The 17,432-nt window shown below is 72.8% G+C and carries 13 protein-coding genes; 10 read left to right on the top strand and 3 right to left on the bottom strand.

Features of this window, described 5'->3' with window-relative positions:
- The first annotated feature begins 112 nt into the window (after positions 1-112).
- Complete coding sequence (locus ACIA8O_RS25400) at positions 113-886, top strand: SDR family NAD(P)-dependent oxidoreductase (protein ID WP_396296264.1); 774 nt, start codon at positions 113-115, stop codon at positions 884-886.
- Positions 887-926: 40 nt separating this feature from the next.
- A complete protein-coding gene (locus ACIA8O_RS25395; RefSeq protein WP_396296263.1) occupies positions 927-1,271 on the top strand; it encodes a hypothetical protein in 345 nt (114 codons plus the stop codon).
- Positions 1,272-1,294: 23 nt separating this feature from the next.
- On the opposite strand, the gene ACIA8O_RS25390 is transcribed toward ACIA8O_RS25395, so the two are convergent.
- The gene (locus tag ACIA8O_RS25390) at positions 1,295-1,864 is read right to left on the bottom strand and encodes a helix-turn-helix domain-containing protein (protein WP_396296262.1); all 570 of its coding nucleotides are present in this window, start codon (positions 1,862-1,864) and stop codon (positions 1,295-1,297) included.
- Positions 1,865-2,017: 153 nt separating this feature from the next.
- Here ACIA8O_RS25390 and ACIA8O_RS25385 point away from each other — a divergent pair, with 153 nt between their 5' ends.
- The 5 genes from ACIA8O_RS25385 (at position 2,018) to ACIA8O_RS25365 (ending at position 6,437) form a co-directional block, all read left to right on the top strand.
- Positions 2,018-2,788 carry an ABC transporter permease gene (locus tag ACIA8O_RS25385; protein WP_396296261.1) on the top strand — a complete coding sequence of 257 codons (771 nt, stop codon included), beginning with the start codon at positions 2,018-2,020 and terminating at the stop codon, positions 2,786-2,788.
- Entirely contained in the window at positions 2,785-3,507 is a 723-nt protein-coding gene (locus ACIA8O_RS25380) for an ABC transporter ATP-binding protein (RefSeq protein ID WP_396296260.1), read from the top strand. Before ACIA8O_RS25385 ends, ACIA8O_RS25380 begins: the two co-directional genes overlap by 4 nt.
- Positions 3,508-3,535: 28 nt before the next feature.
- A complete protein-coding gene (locus ACIA8O_RS25375) occupies positions 3,536-4,522 on the top strand; it encodes an ABC transporter substrate-binding protein (protein ID WP_396296259.1) in 987 nt (328 codons plus the stop codon).
- Between the two features lie 49 nt (positions 4,523-4,571).
- Positions 4,572-5,681: an aryl-sulfate sulfotransferase gene (locus ACIA8O_RS25370; RefSeq protein WP_396296258.1), complete on the top strand. Its 1,110-nt coding sequence runs from the start codon at positions 4,572-4,574 to the stop codon at positions 5,679-5,681.
- Positions 5,682-5,774: 93 nt separating this feature from the next.
- Entirely contained in the window at positions 5,775-6,437 is a 663-nt protein-coding gene (locus tag ACIA8O_RS25365) for a deoxynucleoside kinase (protein WP_396296257.1), read from the top strand.
- 22 nt (positions 6,438-6,459) lie between these two features.
- On the opposite strand, the gene ACIA8O_RS25360 is transcribed toward ACIA8O_RS25365, so the two are convergent.
- Together ACIA8O_RS25360 and ACIA8O_RS25355 are read right to left on the bottom strand one after the other, a co-directional pair.
- Positions 6,460-7,521: an ROK family protein gene (locus ACIA8O_RS25360; RefSeq protein WP_396296256.1), complete on the bottom strand. Its 1,062-nt coding sequence runs from the start codon at positions 7,519-7,521 to the stop codon at positions 6,460-6,462.
- A complete protein-coding gene (locus ACIA8O_RS25355; protein WP_396296255.1) occupies positions 7,518-8,774 on the bottom strand; it encodes an extracellular solute-binding protein in 1,257 nt (418 codons plus the stop codon). Before ACIA8O_RS25355 ends, ACIA8O_RS25360 begins: the two co-directional genes overlap by 4 nt.
- Positions 8,775-8,993: 219 nt before the next feature.
- Here ACIA8O_RS25355 and ACIA8O_RS25350 point away from each other — a divergent pair, with 219 nt between their 5' ends.
- The 3 genes from ACIA8O_RS25350 to ACIA8O_RS25340 all read left to right on the top strand — a co-directional run.
- Positions 8,994-11,543: a phosphocholine-specific phospholipase C gene (locus ACIA8O_RS25350; RefSeq protein ID WP_396296254.1), complete on the top strand. Its 2,550-nt coding sequence runs from the start codon at positions 8,994-8,996 to the stop codon at positions 11,541-11,543.
- Positions 11,544-11,682: 139 nt separating this feature from the next.
- On the top strand, positions 11,683-14,856 hold the full coding sequence (locus tag ACIA8O_RS25345) for a TIM-barrel domain-containing protein (protein ID WP_396296253.1): 3,174 nt from the start codon (positions 11,683-11,685) through the stop codon (positions 14,854-14,856).
- A 238-nt stretch (positions 14,857-15,094) separates the two neighbouring features.
- Positions 15,095-17,432, top strand: a 2,338-nt coding sequence (locus ACIA8O_RS25340; RefSeq protein WP_396296252.1) for a discoidin domain-containing protein, incomplete at its 3' end; no start/stop codon positions are given.

Here is a 17,432-nt window from a genome sequence, read left to right as displayed (position 1 = left end):
GTCCGACGGGCCGTCAGGTCCGAGGCGGCCGTGTAGCAGACTGCTGGTGATCAAGCGGCCGTCCCGGGGCTCCGGGGCGGCCGCCCCAGCCGTCCAGCGAGGAGCACCCGTCATGACCTTTCCCGCCACCGGCCGCCGCGTCCTGATCAGCGGCGCCTCCCGCGGCCTCGGCCGCGCGCTCGCCCGGGTCTTCGCCGCCAACGGCGACCGGGTCGCCGTCCACTACGGCTCCCGCGAGGAGGAGGCCCGCGCCACCCTGGAGTCGCTGGAGGGCACCGGGCACGTCCTGGTCGGCGGCGACCTCACCGATCCGGCGGGAGCCGGGGCCGCCGCGGTGGTGGGAACGGCGGCGAAGGAGCTCGGCGGGATCGACGTGCTGGTCAACAACGCGGCGGTGAACACCCCGCACCCGCCGGCCACCACGCCGTTCGAGGACTGGGTCGCGGCCTGGCAGCAGCACGTCTCGGTGAACCTGCTGGCCACCGCCCACCTCAGCCACCTGGCGGCCCGGCACATGATCGACCAGGGCGGCGGCGGACGGATCGTCAACATCGGCTCCCGCGGCGCCTTCCGCGGCGAGCCCGACCACCCCGCCTACGGCGCCACCAAGGCCGCCGTCCACGCCCTCGGCCAGTCCCTCGCCGTCGCCCTCGCCCCGCACGGCATCGCGGTCGCCTCCGTCGCCCCCGGCTTCTTCGCCACCGAACGCGTCGCCGCCCGCCTCGACGGCGCCGAGGGCGACGCCATCCGCGCCCAGAGCCCCTTCGGCCGGGCCGGCACCCCGGAGGAGATCGCGGCGGCCGTCCGCTGGCTCGCCTCCCCCGAGGCCGAGTGGTCCTCCGGCACCATCCTCGACCTCAACGGGGCCTCGTACCTCAGGAGTTAATGGGGAGCGGGGCCCAGCGGTCGCGTGGCACCCTGGCCGCATGACGGGGGCAGCGGCACACACCACGGCAGCGGGCTGGATCTGGCACGTCCACCTCCGGGCGTTCCTGGACCTGGTGGCCCGGTACGTCGGCCACGACTTCGACACCACCGACTGGCGAGCCGTGACCGCCGGCCTCGAATCCACCGACGACGAACACCCCGACCGCTGGTTCGCCTACCCCCTGGTCGGCTCGCACCACCGGGTGGACGTCCACCTCGCCAACGCCGTCGGGGGCGAGGAGGTCTCCGTCCGCGTCGTCGGCCCGACGGACGGAGAACTGGCGCTGCGCGTCGACACGTTGATGGCCGCGTACGCCTCCGCTCCGCCCTGTCACCACACCTGACGCCGCCAGGACCGCCGGGCGGCTCAGGGGGTGGCGATGACCAGGAGGGTGCGGGCGGGGGCGGTGCCGGGGAGGCGGCAGCGGTGGGGGACGTCGCCGCGGTGGTGGGCGCTCTGACCGGCCGTCAGGGTGAGGGGGGCCTGACCTTCGACCTCGAGGACGATCTCGCCTTCGAGGACGTAGAGGAAGTCCTCGCCGGGGTGCTCGAACCAGCCGCGTTCGCCGAGGCCGGGTTCGAAGTGGTGCTCGTAGGCCTCCATCAGGGTGCTGCTGCCGCCGGGGATCAGGACCCGGGCGGTCTGGCCGGCGGCCTCGCTGACCCGGATGACCTGGGGGTCGCTCTCGTGGCTGACCGTGCCGGGCCGCTCCGGCGGGCGGAGGAAGGCGCCCGGCGGGACGTCCAGCGCCTCGGCGAGGCGGTAGATCGAGGTGAGGCTGGGGGTGGTGAGGCCGCGCTCCAGTTGGCTGAGGAAGGGCTGGGAGAGCCCGGAGCGGCTGGCGAGCACGGCCATCGAGACGCCGAGCTCCTTGCGGCGGCTGCGGACCAGCCGGCCGACGGCGAGCGCCTCGGGTGCGGGTTCGGGTCGGGACACGCTGGTGAACGTACCCCATCGGTTCCTGACGGCCCGTCGGCCCGGAGAGGTTTCGCACGGCCGCAACACGGCGTTGATAAGTGACGTCAATTATTGACCTCACTTATATCGGCCCCGGCGGACGACGCCGGGGATCCCCGAGGAGACGTCCGCGTGCACCCCACAGCTCCACCGCCGCTCGCCCGGCTCGCGCCACCCCTGCTGGCGGCGCTCGCCGTGCTGGCCGGCTGGACCGCCCTGGCCGGCTCCGGCGCCCTGGCGCCCGGCCTGCTGCCGACCCCCGCCGCCACCTGGCGGGCACTCGAGGAGAGCGCCCGCACCGGCATCCTGTGGAGCGACCTGGCCGCCAGCCTCGGCCGGGCCGGACAGGGCTTCGCCCTCGGCGCCGCGGCCGGCTGCGCGCTCGGCTTCGCCACCGGCTACCTGCCCCGGCTCTCCGCCGCCGTGACGCCGCTGGTCTCCTTCCTCCGCCCGATCCCGGCGATCGCCCTGGTGCCGCTGGCCACCGCCTGGTTCGGCATCGGCGAGACCGCCAAACGCCTGCTGATCGCCTACGCCGTGCTGCTCGCGGTCTGGCTCTACGTCCACGACGGCGTCTCCCGGGTGCCCACCGCCCACCTGCGCGCGGCCCGTTCGCTCGGCGCCCCGCTGCACCGCCGGTTCGCCGAGGTGCTGCTCCCGGCCGCCGCCCCGGCCCTGCTGGCCGCCCTGCGCTACGGCGCCTCGGTCGCCCTGCTCGCCCTGGTGGCCGCCGAACTGGGCGGCGCGCAGGCCGGGTTGGCGTACCGGCTGCAGGTGGACGGGCAGTTCCTGCGCACCGACCGGATGTTCGCCGGGCTGCTGGTGCTGGGCCTGCTCGGGGTCACCGTCGACCTGCTGCTGGCCGCGCTCGGCCGCCGCGTCGTGCACTGGGGCTCGGCATGAGCCAGGACATCCGACTGGAGGCACTGACCGTCGGCCACGGGCCGCGACGGCACCCCTCCCCCGTGCTCCAGGACATCGAACTCGCGCTCCCGGCAGGCTCGTTCACCGCCCTGCTCGGCCCGAGCGGCTGCGGCAAGTCGACCGTGCTGAACACCGTCGCCGGCTTCGTCCGCCCCAGCTCCGGCCGGGTGCTGGTCGGCGGCACGCCGGTCACCGCCCCCGGTGCGGACCGCGGCGTGGTCTTCCAGCACTACGCGCTCTTCCCCTGGCTCACCGCCCGGGGCAACGTCGAGTTCGCCCTCAAACGGCTCGGCCTGCCGCGCGCCGAACGCCACCGCCGGGCGCTCGCCGCGCTGGCCGAGGTCGAGTTGGCCGACGGCGCGGAGAAGTACCCCGCCCAGCTCTCCGGCGGGATGCAGCAGCGCGTCGCACTGGCCCGGGCGATCGCCGCCGAGCCCCAAATGCTGCTGCTGGACGAGCCGTTCGGCGCGCTCGACGCGCTGACCCGGGCCCGGATGCAGGAGCTGCTCACCCGGCTCTGGCGCCGCACCGGGCTGACGGTGCTGTTCGTCACCCACGACATCGACGAGGCGCTGGCCCTGGCCGAGCGGGTCGTGGTGCTCGGCGGCCGGCCCGGCCGGGTGATCGCCGACCACACCGACCCCTCCGCTCCGGGGCTGCGCGAGCTGGTCTCGCGTCAGCTCGGCCACGAAGTCTGAACCTCCCTCTCCCGCAAGGACCTTCACCGTGCTCAGACCCCGCGCGCTCGCCGCCGCCCTGCTCACCCTCCTGCTCACCGCCACCGCGTGCTCGACGGCGGAACAGCCCGCCGCCACCCCGTCCGTCACCATCGCCGGCAGCGACTACCTGGGCGGCGCCCCGGTCTACCTCGCGCAGGACCGCAAGCTCTGGCCGGAGCAGGGCGTCCGGGCCACCCTCCAGTCCTTCCCCACCGGCCGCGACGCGCTCAACGCCGTCCTCGGCGGCCAGGCCCAGCTCGGCGTGGTCGGCGACCTGCCCGCCGTCACCGCCGCCCTCTCCGGGCGCGACCTGCGCGTGGTGGCCGACCTGTCCCGCTTCGCCGACTGGCGGCTGCTCACCCGCACCGACCACGGCATCACCGGCTTCGACCGGCTCAAGGGCCGCAAGGTCGGCCTCCCGCAGGGCACCAACGTCGAGTACGCGCTCTCCCGGATGCTCGCCTCCGCCGGGCTCACCGCCGCCGACGTCCAGCTGGTCAACCTGGCGCCCAACCAGCTGCCGGCCGCGCTCGCCCGGGGCGACGTGGACGCCGGGCTGACCTTCCCCAGCTCCTACGACGCCGCCCGCACCGCCCTCGGCGAGCGCTACGCCGAGCTGCGCTTCACCGGCTACACCGCCCGCACCCTGCTGGTGGCCGGCCCCGCCGCCACCGACGACGCCCGCACCACCGCCGTGCTGCGCACCCTGCTCCGCGCCCAGGCCGAGCTCACCGCCGACCCGGCCGCCGCCCGCCGCGCCGTGCTGGCCCAGTCGAACGGCACCCTGCAGAGCGGGTACGTGGAGGCCTTCCAGCCCGCCTACGAGTACCGGCCGACCCTCTCCGCCGAGCTGCTCCAGCAGCTCCAGGACGAGGCCGCCTGGGCCAAGTCCGCCCAGGGCCTGCCCGGCTCCGCCGACCGCGCCGCGCTGCTGGCCCGGCTGCACACCGCCCCGCTCGCCGCGGCCGACCCGGCCGCCGTCACCGTCCGCTGAGACCCCGCCCCGAACCTCCCGCCCAGAACTCCCTTCCAGGAGAAGGAACATGACCGTCGACCAGAACACCCTCCGCCGCCGCGGCCTCGGCCTGCGCGCCCACGACCCCGAGCGCAGCTGGGGCGGCTACACCCTCTACACCCCGATCGCCGGCCCGGGCGAGGTGAAGCTCGTCGACATCCACGGCGAGGCCGTCCACACCTGGACGCTCGCCCACCCGCCCGGCCGGCACGCCCAGTTGCTGCCCAACGGCAACCTCTTCTACCAGGGCAAGGACACCGAGGGCCCCAGCCTCTTCCCGATCTGGGACGTCTACCACGGCGGCATCCTCCAGGAGGTCGCCCCCGACGGCACCGTGCTGCGCGAGGTCCGCCACCCCTTCCACCACCACGACGCCTCGGTGCTGCGCAACGGCAACCTGCTGGTGCTGGGCGTCGAGCCGCTCTCCGCCGCCGACGCGGCCCGCATCCGCGGCGGCATCCCCGGCTCCGAGGCTCCCGGCGGGGTGATCCACGGCGACGTGGTGCACGAGCTCACCTGGGACGGCGAGGTGGTCTGGCGCTGGGCCGCGATCGAGCACCTGGACCCCGAACTCACCCCGCTGAACCCGCACTTCGCCCGCGAGCACTGGCCGATGGCCAACACCGTCAACGAACTCCGGGACGGCGGCGTGGTGGTGGGCTTCCGCAGCGCCTCCACCACCGTCGCGGTCGACCGCGCGGACGGCTCGGTGCGCTGGCGGATCGGCCCGGAGACGCTGGCCCAGCAGCACTACCCGCACGAGCTGGCCAACGGCAACGTGCTGGTCTTCGACAACGGCACCTACCGCGACACCACCTCGGTGCCGTACTCCCGGGTGGTCGAGATCGACCCCGCGGACGGCCGGACGGTCTGGAGCTACGAGGACAACCCGCCGCAGAACTTCTACAGCCCCTACATGTCCAGCGCCCAGCGGCTGCCCAACGGCAACACCTTCGTCGCCGAGGGCTCCTTCGGCCGGCTCTTCGAGGTCACCCCGGACGGGGACGTGGTCTGGGAGTTCGTGGTGCCCGAGTTCGGCGCCTTCGGACGGGGCGTGGGGCTGGAGTCCTCGCGGGGCGCGCAGAACGCGGTCTTCCGGGCCTACCGGTACTCGGCGGAGCAGATCCCCTGGCTCTGACCGCGCCGCGCGGGCACGTATGATTCTCGCTTGCCCTGTGTGGGGCGCTCGCCCGGTCCGCCCACGGACAGACCCCCCAGGGAGAAGTGAGGAATGCCAGTGATCTGCGTCGGAGGCATGATCGGCATCGGCAAGACCAGCGTCGCCGAGCTGCTCGCCAAGGAGCTCGGCAGCGAGGTCTTCTACGAGAGCGTGGACGAGAACCCGATCCTGCCGCTCTTCTACACGGCGACCCCCGAGGAGATCCAGGCCAACCGGTACCCGTTCCTGCTGCAGCTGTACTTCCTGCAGACGCGGTTCGCCGCGATCAAGGAGGCGTACAAGCAGGGCGACAACGTCCTGGACCGCTCCATCTACGAGGACTGGTACTTCGCCAAGGTCAACCACGACCTGGGCCGGATCAGCTCGCTGGAGATGCAGGTCTACGAGGGCCTGCTCGCCGAGATGATGCGCGAGATAGACGGCCTGCCGTACCGCAAGGCGCCGGACCTGATGGTCTACCTCAAGGCCGACTTCGAGACGGTGCTGCACCGGATCGGGCTGCGCGGGCGGGACTTCGAGCAGGACGAGGGCCTGGTGGAGTACTACCGGACGCTCTGGTCCGGGTACGACGACTGGGTGCACAAGCACTACTCGGCCAGCGAGGTGCTGGTGATCGACATGAACGACACCGACGTGGTGCACATCCCCGAGGACGCCGTCCGCGTGGCGCAGCAGGTGAAGGACGCCCTCGCGGCGGTCCGCCGCCCGGTCTGACCCCGCGTCACCCCACAGCACATCACCCCGCAGCCGTCGTCCCTCCCCGGGGCGGCGGCTGCGCGCGTACGGGCCCGGCGGCCGCCAGCCGGCGGCGGGCGAGCAGGGCGGCGCCCAGGACTCCGGCCCGGCGGCCGAGGCGGGCGGGGCGGACGAGGGGCGTGCGGCCGAACGGCAGCCGCCGGGACAGGGCCGCCCGCAGGGCGTCGGTGTGCGCCCCACCGGCCGAGGCCCACTCGCCTCCGACGACCAGGCGTTCGGGGGCGAGCATGGCGAGCCCCGGGCCGAGGGCGGCGGCGAGGCTCTCGACGGCGCGGGTGCAGACCCGGGCCGCGGCCCGGTCCCCGGCGGCGGCGCGGCGGCGGACCTCGGCGGCCGGCACCCGGGCCTCGCCGGTGGCGCGGTGGTAGGCACGGCTGACCCCGCGGTCGGAGACCACCGTCTCCAGGCAGCCCGTCGCCCCGCACGCGCACGGCCCGCCGCCCGCCTCGGCCCGCAGGTGGCCCAGGTCGACGACGTGCCCCGGCCCGTCGGCCCGGCCGGGCCGGACCACCGCGGCGCCGACAGCCGTCCCCACCGACACGAACACCGGCGGATGGTGGGGGCGGCGGGCCCGGGCGAGGCCCTCGGCGAGCGCTCCGGCGCCGGCCTCGTGGCCGACGGCCACCGGCAGGCCGAGCTCCTCCGCGAGCCAGTGCCGCACCGGCACCCCGCGCCAGCCCAGGGCGGTGGCGTGCACGCAGGTGCCGGTGGCCTCCGCGACGGTGCCGGGCAGCGCGAGGCCGACGGCGGACGGGGCGTGACGGCGGGTCAGTTCCGCCGCGTGGTCGAGGAGCAGCTCGACCACGGCGTCCGGTCCCTTGGCGGCCCCGGTGTGCCGCAGCCCGGAGGCCAGCACGGAGCCGTCCCCCGCCGTCACCACCGACCTGAGCCGGGTGGCACCGAGCTCCAGCCCGATCACGACCGGCCCGGCCGCCCGGCCGTCCGCCCGCCCATCCGCCCGTCCGTCTGCCCGCCCTGCCTCGCCCGGCCGCCCCGCTTCGTCGCCCTGAGCGGCGGCGACGTGGCGGGGCGGGGGCTTCACTTGGCGGGTCCGGTGGCCTTCGCCCGGGCCTGGAGTTCGCCGAGGACCTTGGCCGGGCTGTCCAGGGCCCCGCCGACGTTCTTCTTGATGTCGGCCGAGACCTTGTCCCAGCCGGTGTCGCCCAGGGGGTAGAAGGCGGCCTGCGGGAGGAGGGCGAAGAACGGTTCGAGGTCCTTGTGGTTGCCGCTGAGGGTCATCGCGTCGAGGGTGTCCTGGGTGACCGGCATCAGGTTGTAGAGCTCGTCGAAGGCGAGGGTGTTCTCGGCGTCGTAGACGAAGTCGAGGAACTGCTTGATCTGCTCCCGGTGGCCGTTCTTCTTGAACGCCATCGTCCAGTCGGCCACGCCCAGCGTGGACTTGAGCGCGCCGGTGCGGCCGGGGATCGGGGCGACGCCGTAGTCGATCTTGCCGTCCTTGGCCTGCTGGATCAGCGAGGGGTGGCCGTTGAGCATCGCGGTCCGGCCGGCCGCGAAGTCCGCGAAGGCGGTCTTGCGGTCGGTGGCGGCGGGCTTGGCGTAGGTGAGCTTGGGCGTGACCAGGTTGGCCTTGAGCCAGCCGAAGGTCTCGACGTTGGCCTCGCTGTCGAGGGTGTAGCCGCCGCCGTCGGCGATGCCGCCGCCGTTGCCGAGCTCCCAGAGGGTGCTCTCGGCCTGGGCCTCCTCGGGGCCGAGCGGGAGGGCGTAGGGGACGACGCCCGGGACCTTCGCCTTGATCAGCTCGGCGGCCTTCCTGACGTCCTCCCAGCTCTTGGGGGGTTCGCCGACGCCGGCCTTGGCGAAGATCGCCTTGTTGTAGAAGAAGGCGCGGGCCGAGGAGACGAACGGGATGCCGTACTGGACGCCGTCGACCTCGCCGGCCTTGGCGAAGGTGGGGAGGATCTTGCCGAGGGTGCTGCCGGAGAGCACCTCGTCGGCCCGGTAGAGCAGCTTGTCGGCGACCTTGTCGGCGTAGCCGCCGGTCTGCACCACGTCCGGGTGCTCGCCGTCGCGGATCATGGTCTTCACCCGCTCGTCGATGTCGTTCCAACTCACCACCTGGACACGGACCTTGATCTTGGGGTGGGTGGACTCGAACCGCCGGGCGAGGTCGCTCCAGTAGAGCTCGGAGCCGTTGGACGCCTTGTCGCCGTAGTCGGCCGCCACCAGCTCCAGGGTCACCGGGCCGCCCGAGGAGGAGCCGCCGCTGCCGCAGGCGGTCAGGGCGAGCGCACCGACGGTGCCGCACGCCAGCAGGGTGAGGAGTCGCTCGTTCACGGCGAAGACGGCCTTCCACGATCATCTGCATGAACCTGATGAGAACGACGCACATTCAATCAGTTGTGAGCATGCGTGCCCATGGTCCGCACATCGCGATCCCATCACGACGGACCTCTTGACGCGGACCGGCCAGACTGCCACGGTTTGCGCAAAACTGCGCTCGATTGCCATGGATCGCGCAGCTTTGAGCACCCATTCCCTCGATGAGGAGTCACCGTGAAGCGTCGTGACCTGCTGCGGGCTGGTGCCCTGGCATCCGGTTTCAGCCTCCTGCCGCCGAGCGTGCTCGACGCGCTCGCGCTGGAGGCCCCCACCGGCGGGCTGGGGGCGATCGAGCACGTCGTCGTCCTGATGCAGGAGAACCGTTCGTTCGACCACTACTACGGCACCCTGCGCGGAGTGCGGGGCTTCAACGACCCGGCGGCCGTCACCCTGCCGAACGGGAACCCGGTCTTCAAGCAGCCCGGCGGCAGCGCCGGGTACGTCCTGCCGTTCCGGGTCGGCGACCAGTTCCTCTCCGGCACCGCGCACGACTGGACCTCGGGCCACGCCGCCTGGAACAACGGCCGCAGCGACCAGTGGGTGGCGAAGAAGGGCGCCCAGACCATGGCCCACTTCGACCGCTCCGCGCTGCCCTTCTACCACGCGCTGGCCGACGCCTTCACGATCTGCGACGCCTACCACTGCTCGGAGTTGGGCCCCACCAACCCGAACCGCCTGTTCATGTGGTCCGGCAAGCTCGGCTACGAACCCGGCAGCACCACCCAGCGCGCGATCGGCAACGCGGCCTGGCAGAACCCCGGCCACACCGGCTACACCTGGACCAGCTACGCCGAGCGCCTGGAGGCGGCCGGCCGCAGCTGGAAGACGTACCAGGAGTGGGACAACTACGGCGACAACAGCCTCGACTACTTCACCACCTTCCTGAACATCGGCAAGAAGGCCGTCGCCTTCGCCCGGGACGACGCCGGCAAGCCGTTCCCGAACCTGGAGTACTTCCACTACGCGCTCCAGGCCGCCACCGCCGCCCGGCAGACCCAGCTGCTGGCCCAGCTCGACCAGGGCCTGACCACCCTCACCACGGCCGAACGCAGCCTGTACGACCGGGGGCTGGCCCGGCTGAGGCCCGGTCAGCTGGCCAGTGCCTTCCGGGCCGACGTGGCCGCCGGGCGGCTGCCCGCCGTCTCCTGGATCGTCGCCCCGGAGAACCAGTCCGAGCACCCGGACTGGGGCCCGAACACCGGGGCCGAACTGGTCAAGCAGGTGCTGGACGCCATCGCCTCCGTCCCGGACGTGTGGAACCGGACCCTGTTCCTGCTCAACTACGACGAGAACGACGGCTACTTCGACCACGTGCCGCCGCCGGCCCCGCCGGTCACGGCCGCCGACGGCCTGTCGACGGCCGCGCTCGGCGACGAGCTCTACGGGAGCGAGGTGATCGGCCTCGGCGTCCGCGTCCCGCTGCTGGTGGTCTCGCCGTGGAGCCGGGGCGGCAAGGTCTGCTCCCAGGTCTTCGACCACACCTCGGTGCTGCAGTTCCTGGAGAAGTGGACCGGCATCGCCGAGCCCAACATCTCCCCCTGGCGGCGGGCCGTCTGCGGCGACCTCACCTCCGCCCTGGACACCACCCAGGCCACCGCCGGCTACCCGAACCTCCCCGCCCCCGTGCCCACCGGCGGCCCGCGCGGCACCAACCCGGCCCCACCCGGCACCCAGGTGATGCCGGGTCAGGAGCCGGGGGTGCGCACGGCCCGCCCGCTACCGTACGACCTCACCGTCTCGGCGGCCGTCACCGCCGCCTCGCTCGGGATCACCTTCACCAACAACGGCACGGCGGGCGCCCACTTCTACGTGCACGCCAACGCCTTCCGCACCGACGGCCCGTGGCGCTACACCGTCGAGGCCGGCAAGTCGCTGACCGACACCTGGCAGGCCGGCACCCCCACCGGCGCCTACGACCTCACCGTGACCGGCCCCAACGGCTACGTCCGCCGCTTCGCGGGCAACCGGGTGACCGCCACCACCTCCGGCAACGCCAACCCCGAGGTCACCCTGCGGCCCGACCCGGCGGCCGGCCGGGTCTGGCTGCGGATGACCAACTCCGGCACCGCCGCCTGCACCCTCACCGTCCGCGCCGACAACCGCGGCGGCGGCCCGTGGACCTACCAGCTCGCCCCGGGCGCGAGCACCGAGGACTACTTCTCCGCCGCCGGCGCCCTGTCCGGCTGGTACGACCTGACGGTGACCGCCAGCACCACCGACGGATTCCTGCGGCGCTTCGCCGGGCACCTGGAGAACGGCGCCGAGAGCATCAGCGACCCCACCATGGGCTCGGCCCAACTGCCCTGCACCGTCAAGTACTTCGACAGCCAGGAGCTCACCGGGGAGAACGGCGCCGCGGTCAACGCCGTCGACGGCAACCCCGCCACCCTCTGGCACACCAGGTGGTCCGGCACCGCCGACCCGCTCCCGCACGAGATCCAGCTCGACCTCGGCTCCGCCCGCACCGTCACCGGGCTGCTCCACCTGCCCCGGCAGGACGGCGGCGCCAACGGCCGGATCGGCAGGTACGAGCTCCTGTTGAGCACCGACGGCACCACCTGGGGCACCCCCGTGGCCACCGGGACGTTCGCCGACACGGCCGCCCCGAAGACCATCCGCTGCTGGCCCACCACCGCCCGCTACGTGCGGCTCCGCGCCCTGAGCGAGGCCGGCAACCGCGGCCCCTGGACCAGCGCCGCAGGCCTCGTTCCGCTCGGCTGGTAGTGGGAGTTCTGCTCAATAATGATTAAAACTGTGCTGCCGTAAGCATGTTCGCACTCTTGACTGCACTTTTGGTGAGTGATGTCATGCCGTGCGCAGCCCGCGATCCGGGCTGCATCCAATCCCCCGTGGAGGACGTCGCATGCGCCGAAGCACAGCACGCTGGTTGGAACGTCGGGGCGGGAAGCGGCCGTTGGCCGCCGGGCTGGCCGCCGCACTGCTGGGAGCGGTGCTCTCGGTGGCCGGCCCGGTGTCCCCGGCCGCGGCCGTCACCGCCGGGAACGCCACCGGGATCACCCAGTCCGGGAGCACCTACACCGTCAGCACCTCGGGCGGGGCGAAGGCCCGGGTGGTGGTCGCCCGCGCCGACGTCTTCCGGCTCTGGCTCTCGCCCACCGGTGCCTTCACCGACGACCCGGCCGGCACCGACCTGGCCGTGAAGACGGACTTCGGCCCGGTGACCACGAGTTGGTCCGACGCCGGGAGCTACTTCCGGATCGACACCGCCTCGATGACCATCCGGGTCAACAAGTCCCCGATGCAGTTCTCCGTCTACCGGGCGGACAACACCACCCTGGTCTGGCAGGAGGCCCAGCCGACCAGTTGGACCGGCACCCAGACCACCCAGTACCTGACGCAGGGCGCCGACGAGCAGTTCTACGGCACCGGCCTGCGGCTCGGCGAGTGGGCGCTGCGCGGCAAGACCGTGCCGATCTCGGTCAACAACAAGTGGCGCGAGAACGACAACGCCAGTCCGGCGCCGTTCTACATGTCGACCAACGGCTACGGCGTCATGCGCAACACCTGGGCACCCGGCAACTACGCCTTCACCGCCCCGGGTTCGTTCACCCACGACGAGAAGCGCTTCGACGCCTGGTACGTGGTCGGCGACTCGCTCAAGGGCGTGCTGAACGCCTACACCGACGTCTCCGGCAAGCCGTTCCTGGCGCCGATGTGGGGCTTCGAGCTCGGCAACGCCGACTGCTTCAACGCCTCCAACCCGGACTACCAGGGCGACCACACCCGGCCCCGGCACCAGACCACCCCCGACGTGGTGGGCTACGCGACCGACGCCCGCAACGCCGACATGCCCTCGGGCTGGTTCCTGCCCAACGACGGCTACGGCTGCGGCTACACGGACCTGAAGGCCACCGTGGACGGGCTGAAGGCCAAGGGCTTCCAGACCGGCCTGTGGACCTCCACCGGCCTGTCCGGCATCGACAACGAGGTCGGCGTGGCGGGCAGCCGCGGCGTCAAGACCGACGTGGCCTGGATCGGCGGCGGCTACAAGTACGCCTTCGACGGCGTCAAGCAGGCCGTCAACGGGATCGAGAACAACTCGGACGCCCGCCGCTACGTGTGGACCGTGGACGGCTGGGCCGGCACCCAGCGCAACGCCGTCGTCTGGACCGGCGACACCTCGGGCACCTGGGACGCCATGCGCTGGCACGTCCCGGCCATCACCGGCGCGGGGCTGTCCGGCCTCAACTACGCCTCGGGCGACATCGACGGCATCTTCGGCGGCAGCCCGAAGACCTACGTGCGCGACCTCCAGTGGAAGGCCTTCACCCCGGCGTTCATGACCATGTCCGGCTGGGGCCCGACCAACCCGAGCGCCGGGTACTCGGACAAGCAGCCGTGGCGCTTCGCCGAGCCGTACCTGTCGATCAACCGCAAGTACCTCCAGCTCAAGATGCAGCTGATGCCGTACCTCTACACCGCGAGCCGGACCGCCTCGCAGACCGGTGTGCCCTCCACCCGCGCCATGGTGCTGGAGTACCCGAACGACCCGGTCGCGCGTGGCAACCTGACCAGCGGTCAGTTCATGGCCGGCGACTCCTTCCTGGTCGCCCCCGTGGTCACCGACACCGCCACCCGGGACGGCATCTACCTCCCGGCCGGCACCTGGACCGACTACTGGACCGGCAAGGCGTACAACGGTCCGGGCTGGCTGAACGGGTACAGCGCCCCGCTGGACACCCTGCCGCTGTTCGTCAAGGGCGGTGGCATCGTGCCGATGTGGCCGAAGATGAACTACACCGGCGAGAAGCCGGTCGACACCCTGACCTACGACGTCTACCCGCGCGGCAACTCCGCCTTCACCCTCTACGAGGACGACGGCATCACCCGCGCCTACCAGACCGGCGCCTCGGCCACCCAGGCCGTCACCGTCTCCGCGCCGAGCTCGGGCACCGGTAACGTCACGGTCACCGTGGGCGCCAGCACCGGCAGTTACACCGGCAAGCCGGCCTCCCGCGGCTACCAGTTCAGCCTGCACGCGGCCGCGGCCCCGAGCAGCGTCTCGGTCGACGGCGGCCAGCTGACCGCGCACGCCTCCAAGAGCGCGTACGACGCCGCGGCGAGCGGCTGGTACTTCGACGCCGCCGACCGCTCGGGCGTGCTCTGGGTGAAGACCGGCAGCAAGTCCGGCGCCTTCACGGTGACCGCCAACGGCCTTGCCGTGACGCCCGGTTCGGCCATCCCGTCCACCTCGGCCCCGATCTCCCAGGCGGGCTGGACCCTGGTCGGTGCCGACAGCCAGGAGACCTCGGGCGAGAACGGCGCCGCCACCAACGCCTTCGACGGCAACACCGGCACCATCTGGCACACCAAGTGGTCCGGCACCGCCGACCCGCTGCCGCACGAGATCAAGATCGACCTCGGCGCCCGCCACGACGTCGACAGCGTGACCTACCTGCCCCGGCAGGACGGCGGCGTCAACGGCCGGATCGGGAACTACGAGGTCTACGTCTCCGACAGCACCACCAGCTGGGGCACGGCGGTCGCCACCGGCACCTTCGCCGACACGGCCGCCGCCAAGACCGTCACCTTCGCCCCGGCCACCGGCCGCTACCTGCGGCTGCGGGCACTGACCGAGGCGGGCAACCGCGGACCGTGGACCAGCGCGGCGGAGATCACCGCCACCGGCAAGGCCACCCCGCTGCCCACCAACGTCGAACTGGTCAACGGCGCGTCCTCCACCTGCGTGGACCTGCCGGGCAGTGCCACCACCCCCGGCACCCAGCCGACCCTCTACAGCTGCCACGGCGGCCCCAACCAGCGCTGGACCTTCCAGTCGAACGGCACCCTGACCGGCCTCAACGGGGTCTGCCTGGACGGCAGTTCGACCACGGTCGCGATCCAGACCTGCACCGCGGGCGCGGCCGGCCAGCAGTGGAAGCAGAGCAGCGGCAGCACGGTGACCAACGGCACCCGCTGCCTGAGCACCGTCGGAGCGGCCACCACCAACGGCACCAAGCTCCAACTCGCCACCTGTGACGGGAGCGCGGTCCAGCGGTGGACCCCGACCCCGTGACGCCACGCTGAGACACCCGGCACCCGGGCCGGGGGGGGGGGGGGGGGGGGGGGGGGGGGGGGGGGCGCGGGGCGCGGCGGGGGGGGGGGGCGGCCCCCCCCCCCGGCCCCGCCCGGCCCCCCCCCGCCCCCCCCGCCCCCCCCCCCCCCGCCCCCCGGCGGCCGGCGCCCCCCCCCCCCCCCCCCCCCCCCCCCCCCCCCGGCCGTCACGCTCCTCTCCTCCTCCCAGGGAGTACGGAATGAAGCCGAGCACCACCCTGGGGCGCGCCCTCGCCGCCGCCCTGCTCCTCGCCCCGCTCGCCACCGTCCTGTCCCCCGCCCCCACTCCCGCCGCGGCGGCCGAGCCCGTCAACGCGGCGCCCGGTGTGGTGCCCGCCCTCCAGCAGTGGACCGGCGGCACCGGCCGGATCACCCTGACCGCCACCAGCCGGATCGTGATCCCCGCCGGGGCCTCCGCCCCGGTGCAGCTCCTGGCCGCACAACTCTCCTCCGAGACAGCCGAGTTGACGGGCCTCCGGCCGAGCGTGGCGACCGGCGCCCCGGCCGTCGGCGACATCGCCCTCCAGGTCGACCCGGCGGCCGACTTCGGCCCGGCGAAGACCGAACTCCGGCCGGAGGCCTACCGGTTGAGCGCGGCCGCGGGCTCCGTGAGCATCGTCGGCGGCGGCGACAAGGGCCTCTACTACGGCACCCGGACGCTGCTCCAGGCCGTCCTCGGATCGGCCGACCGGGCCAGCCTGCCGGTCGGCACCGCCGTCGACTACCCGAACTACGCGGTGCGCGGCTTCATGCTGGACGTCGGCCGCCGGTACTACACCCCCGAGTTCATCAACTCCTACCTGCACTGGATGGGCTGGCTCAAGCTCAACACCCTCCAGCTCCACCTCAACGACAACGAGATCAGCCCGCCCAACGGCGACTGGTCCCAGGCCATTTCGGCCTTCCGCCTCAAGAGCACCAACCCGGCCTTCGCCGGTCTGGCCGACGCCCAGGGCTACACCCGCCAGGACTGGGACGGCTTCGAGTCCACCGCCGCCGCCAACGCCGTCACCCTGGTCCCGGAGATCGACGCCCCGGCGCACTCCCGCGCCTTCATCAAGTTCCGCCCGAGCCTCGGCCTCAACGGCGGCAACTCCGACCACCTCGACCTGGGCAAGCCCGCCACCACCGACTTCATGAAGAGCGTCTACGCGGAGTTCGCCCCGTGGTTCCGCGGCCCCACCGTCCACATCGGGATCGACGAGTACCCGCGCGAACTGACCGCCCAGTACAAGGCCTACGTCAACACCATCGCCCCGTACGTGCGCTCGCTCGGCAAGAAGGTCAACGCCTGGGGCAGCTTCACCGTGATGGGCGGCAGCGGCGCCGGCTACGACAAGGGCATGGCCGTCAACAGCTGGAACAACAGCTGGTACGGGCCAAAGGCCGCCATCGCCGACGGCTACCAGGTCATCAACTCCAACGACGGCCTGCTCTACGTGGTCCCGTTCGCCGACTACTACCACCCGCAGGGCCTGGACGGTCAGTCCATCTTCAGCAGTTGGGCACCGCACGTCTTCGGCGGCGGCCAGGACCTGGCCCCGCAGGACCCGAACCTGCTCGGCGCCATGCCGGCCGTCTGGAACGACAAGGTCCGGCTGAACTACACCGAACTCCAGACCCACACCCTGATCGAGAAGAGCTTCGCCGCCCTCGCCCAGAAGATGTGGTCCCCGACGGCCGGAGGCAGCGACTACACCGCCTTCCTCACCAAGGTCGCCACCGTCGGCCAGGGCCCCGGCACCGGCTACCTCCCCGACACCGTCACCAAGCCGACCGGCACCCCGGGCGACCTGGCGTTCCAACGGCCCGTCACCGCCTCCTCGACCGAGACCACCGCCTTCCCCGCCTCGTACGCCGTCGACGGCAACGCCACCACCCGCTGGGCCAGCCAGTACAGCGACAACCAGTGGATCCAGGTCGACCTCGGCACCCCCACCCCCTACTCCACCGTCCGCCTCACCTGGGAAGCCGCCTACGGCAAGGACTACGACCTCCAAACCTCCCCCGACGGCACCACCTGGACCACCATCGCCCAACGCCGAGGCCGCACCACCCCCGGCACCGACACCCTCACCTTCACCCCCACCACCGCCCGCCACCTCCGCCTCCAAGGCATCACCCGAGGCACCACCTACGGCTACTCCCTCTACTCCTTCGAGGTCTTCGCACCGGACCTGGCGTTCCAACGCCCCGTCACCGCCTCCTCAACGGAGACCGCCGCCTTCCCGGCCTCGTACGCCGTCGACGGCAACGCCACCACCCGCTGGGCCAGCCAGTACACCAACGACCAGTGGATCCAGGTCGACCTCGGCACCCCCACCCCCTACTCCACCGTCCGCCTCACCTGGGAAGCCGCCTACGGCAAGGACTACGACCTCCAGACCTCCACCGACGGCACCACCTGGACCACCATCGCCCAACGCCGAGGCCGCACCACCGCCGGCACCGACACCCTCACCTTCACCCCCACCACCGCCCGCCACCTCCGCCTCCAAGGCATCACCCGAGGCACCACCTACGGCTACTCCCTCTACT

Source organism: Kitasatospora sp. NPDC051853 (assembly GCF_044452665.1).
Lineage (GTDB): Bacteria > Actinomycetota > Actinomycetes > Streptomycetales > Streptomycetaceae > Kitasatospora.
Note: the sequence above shows the minus strand (reverse complement) of the source record. Positions and strands in the feature narration are given on the sequence as shown.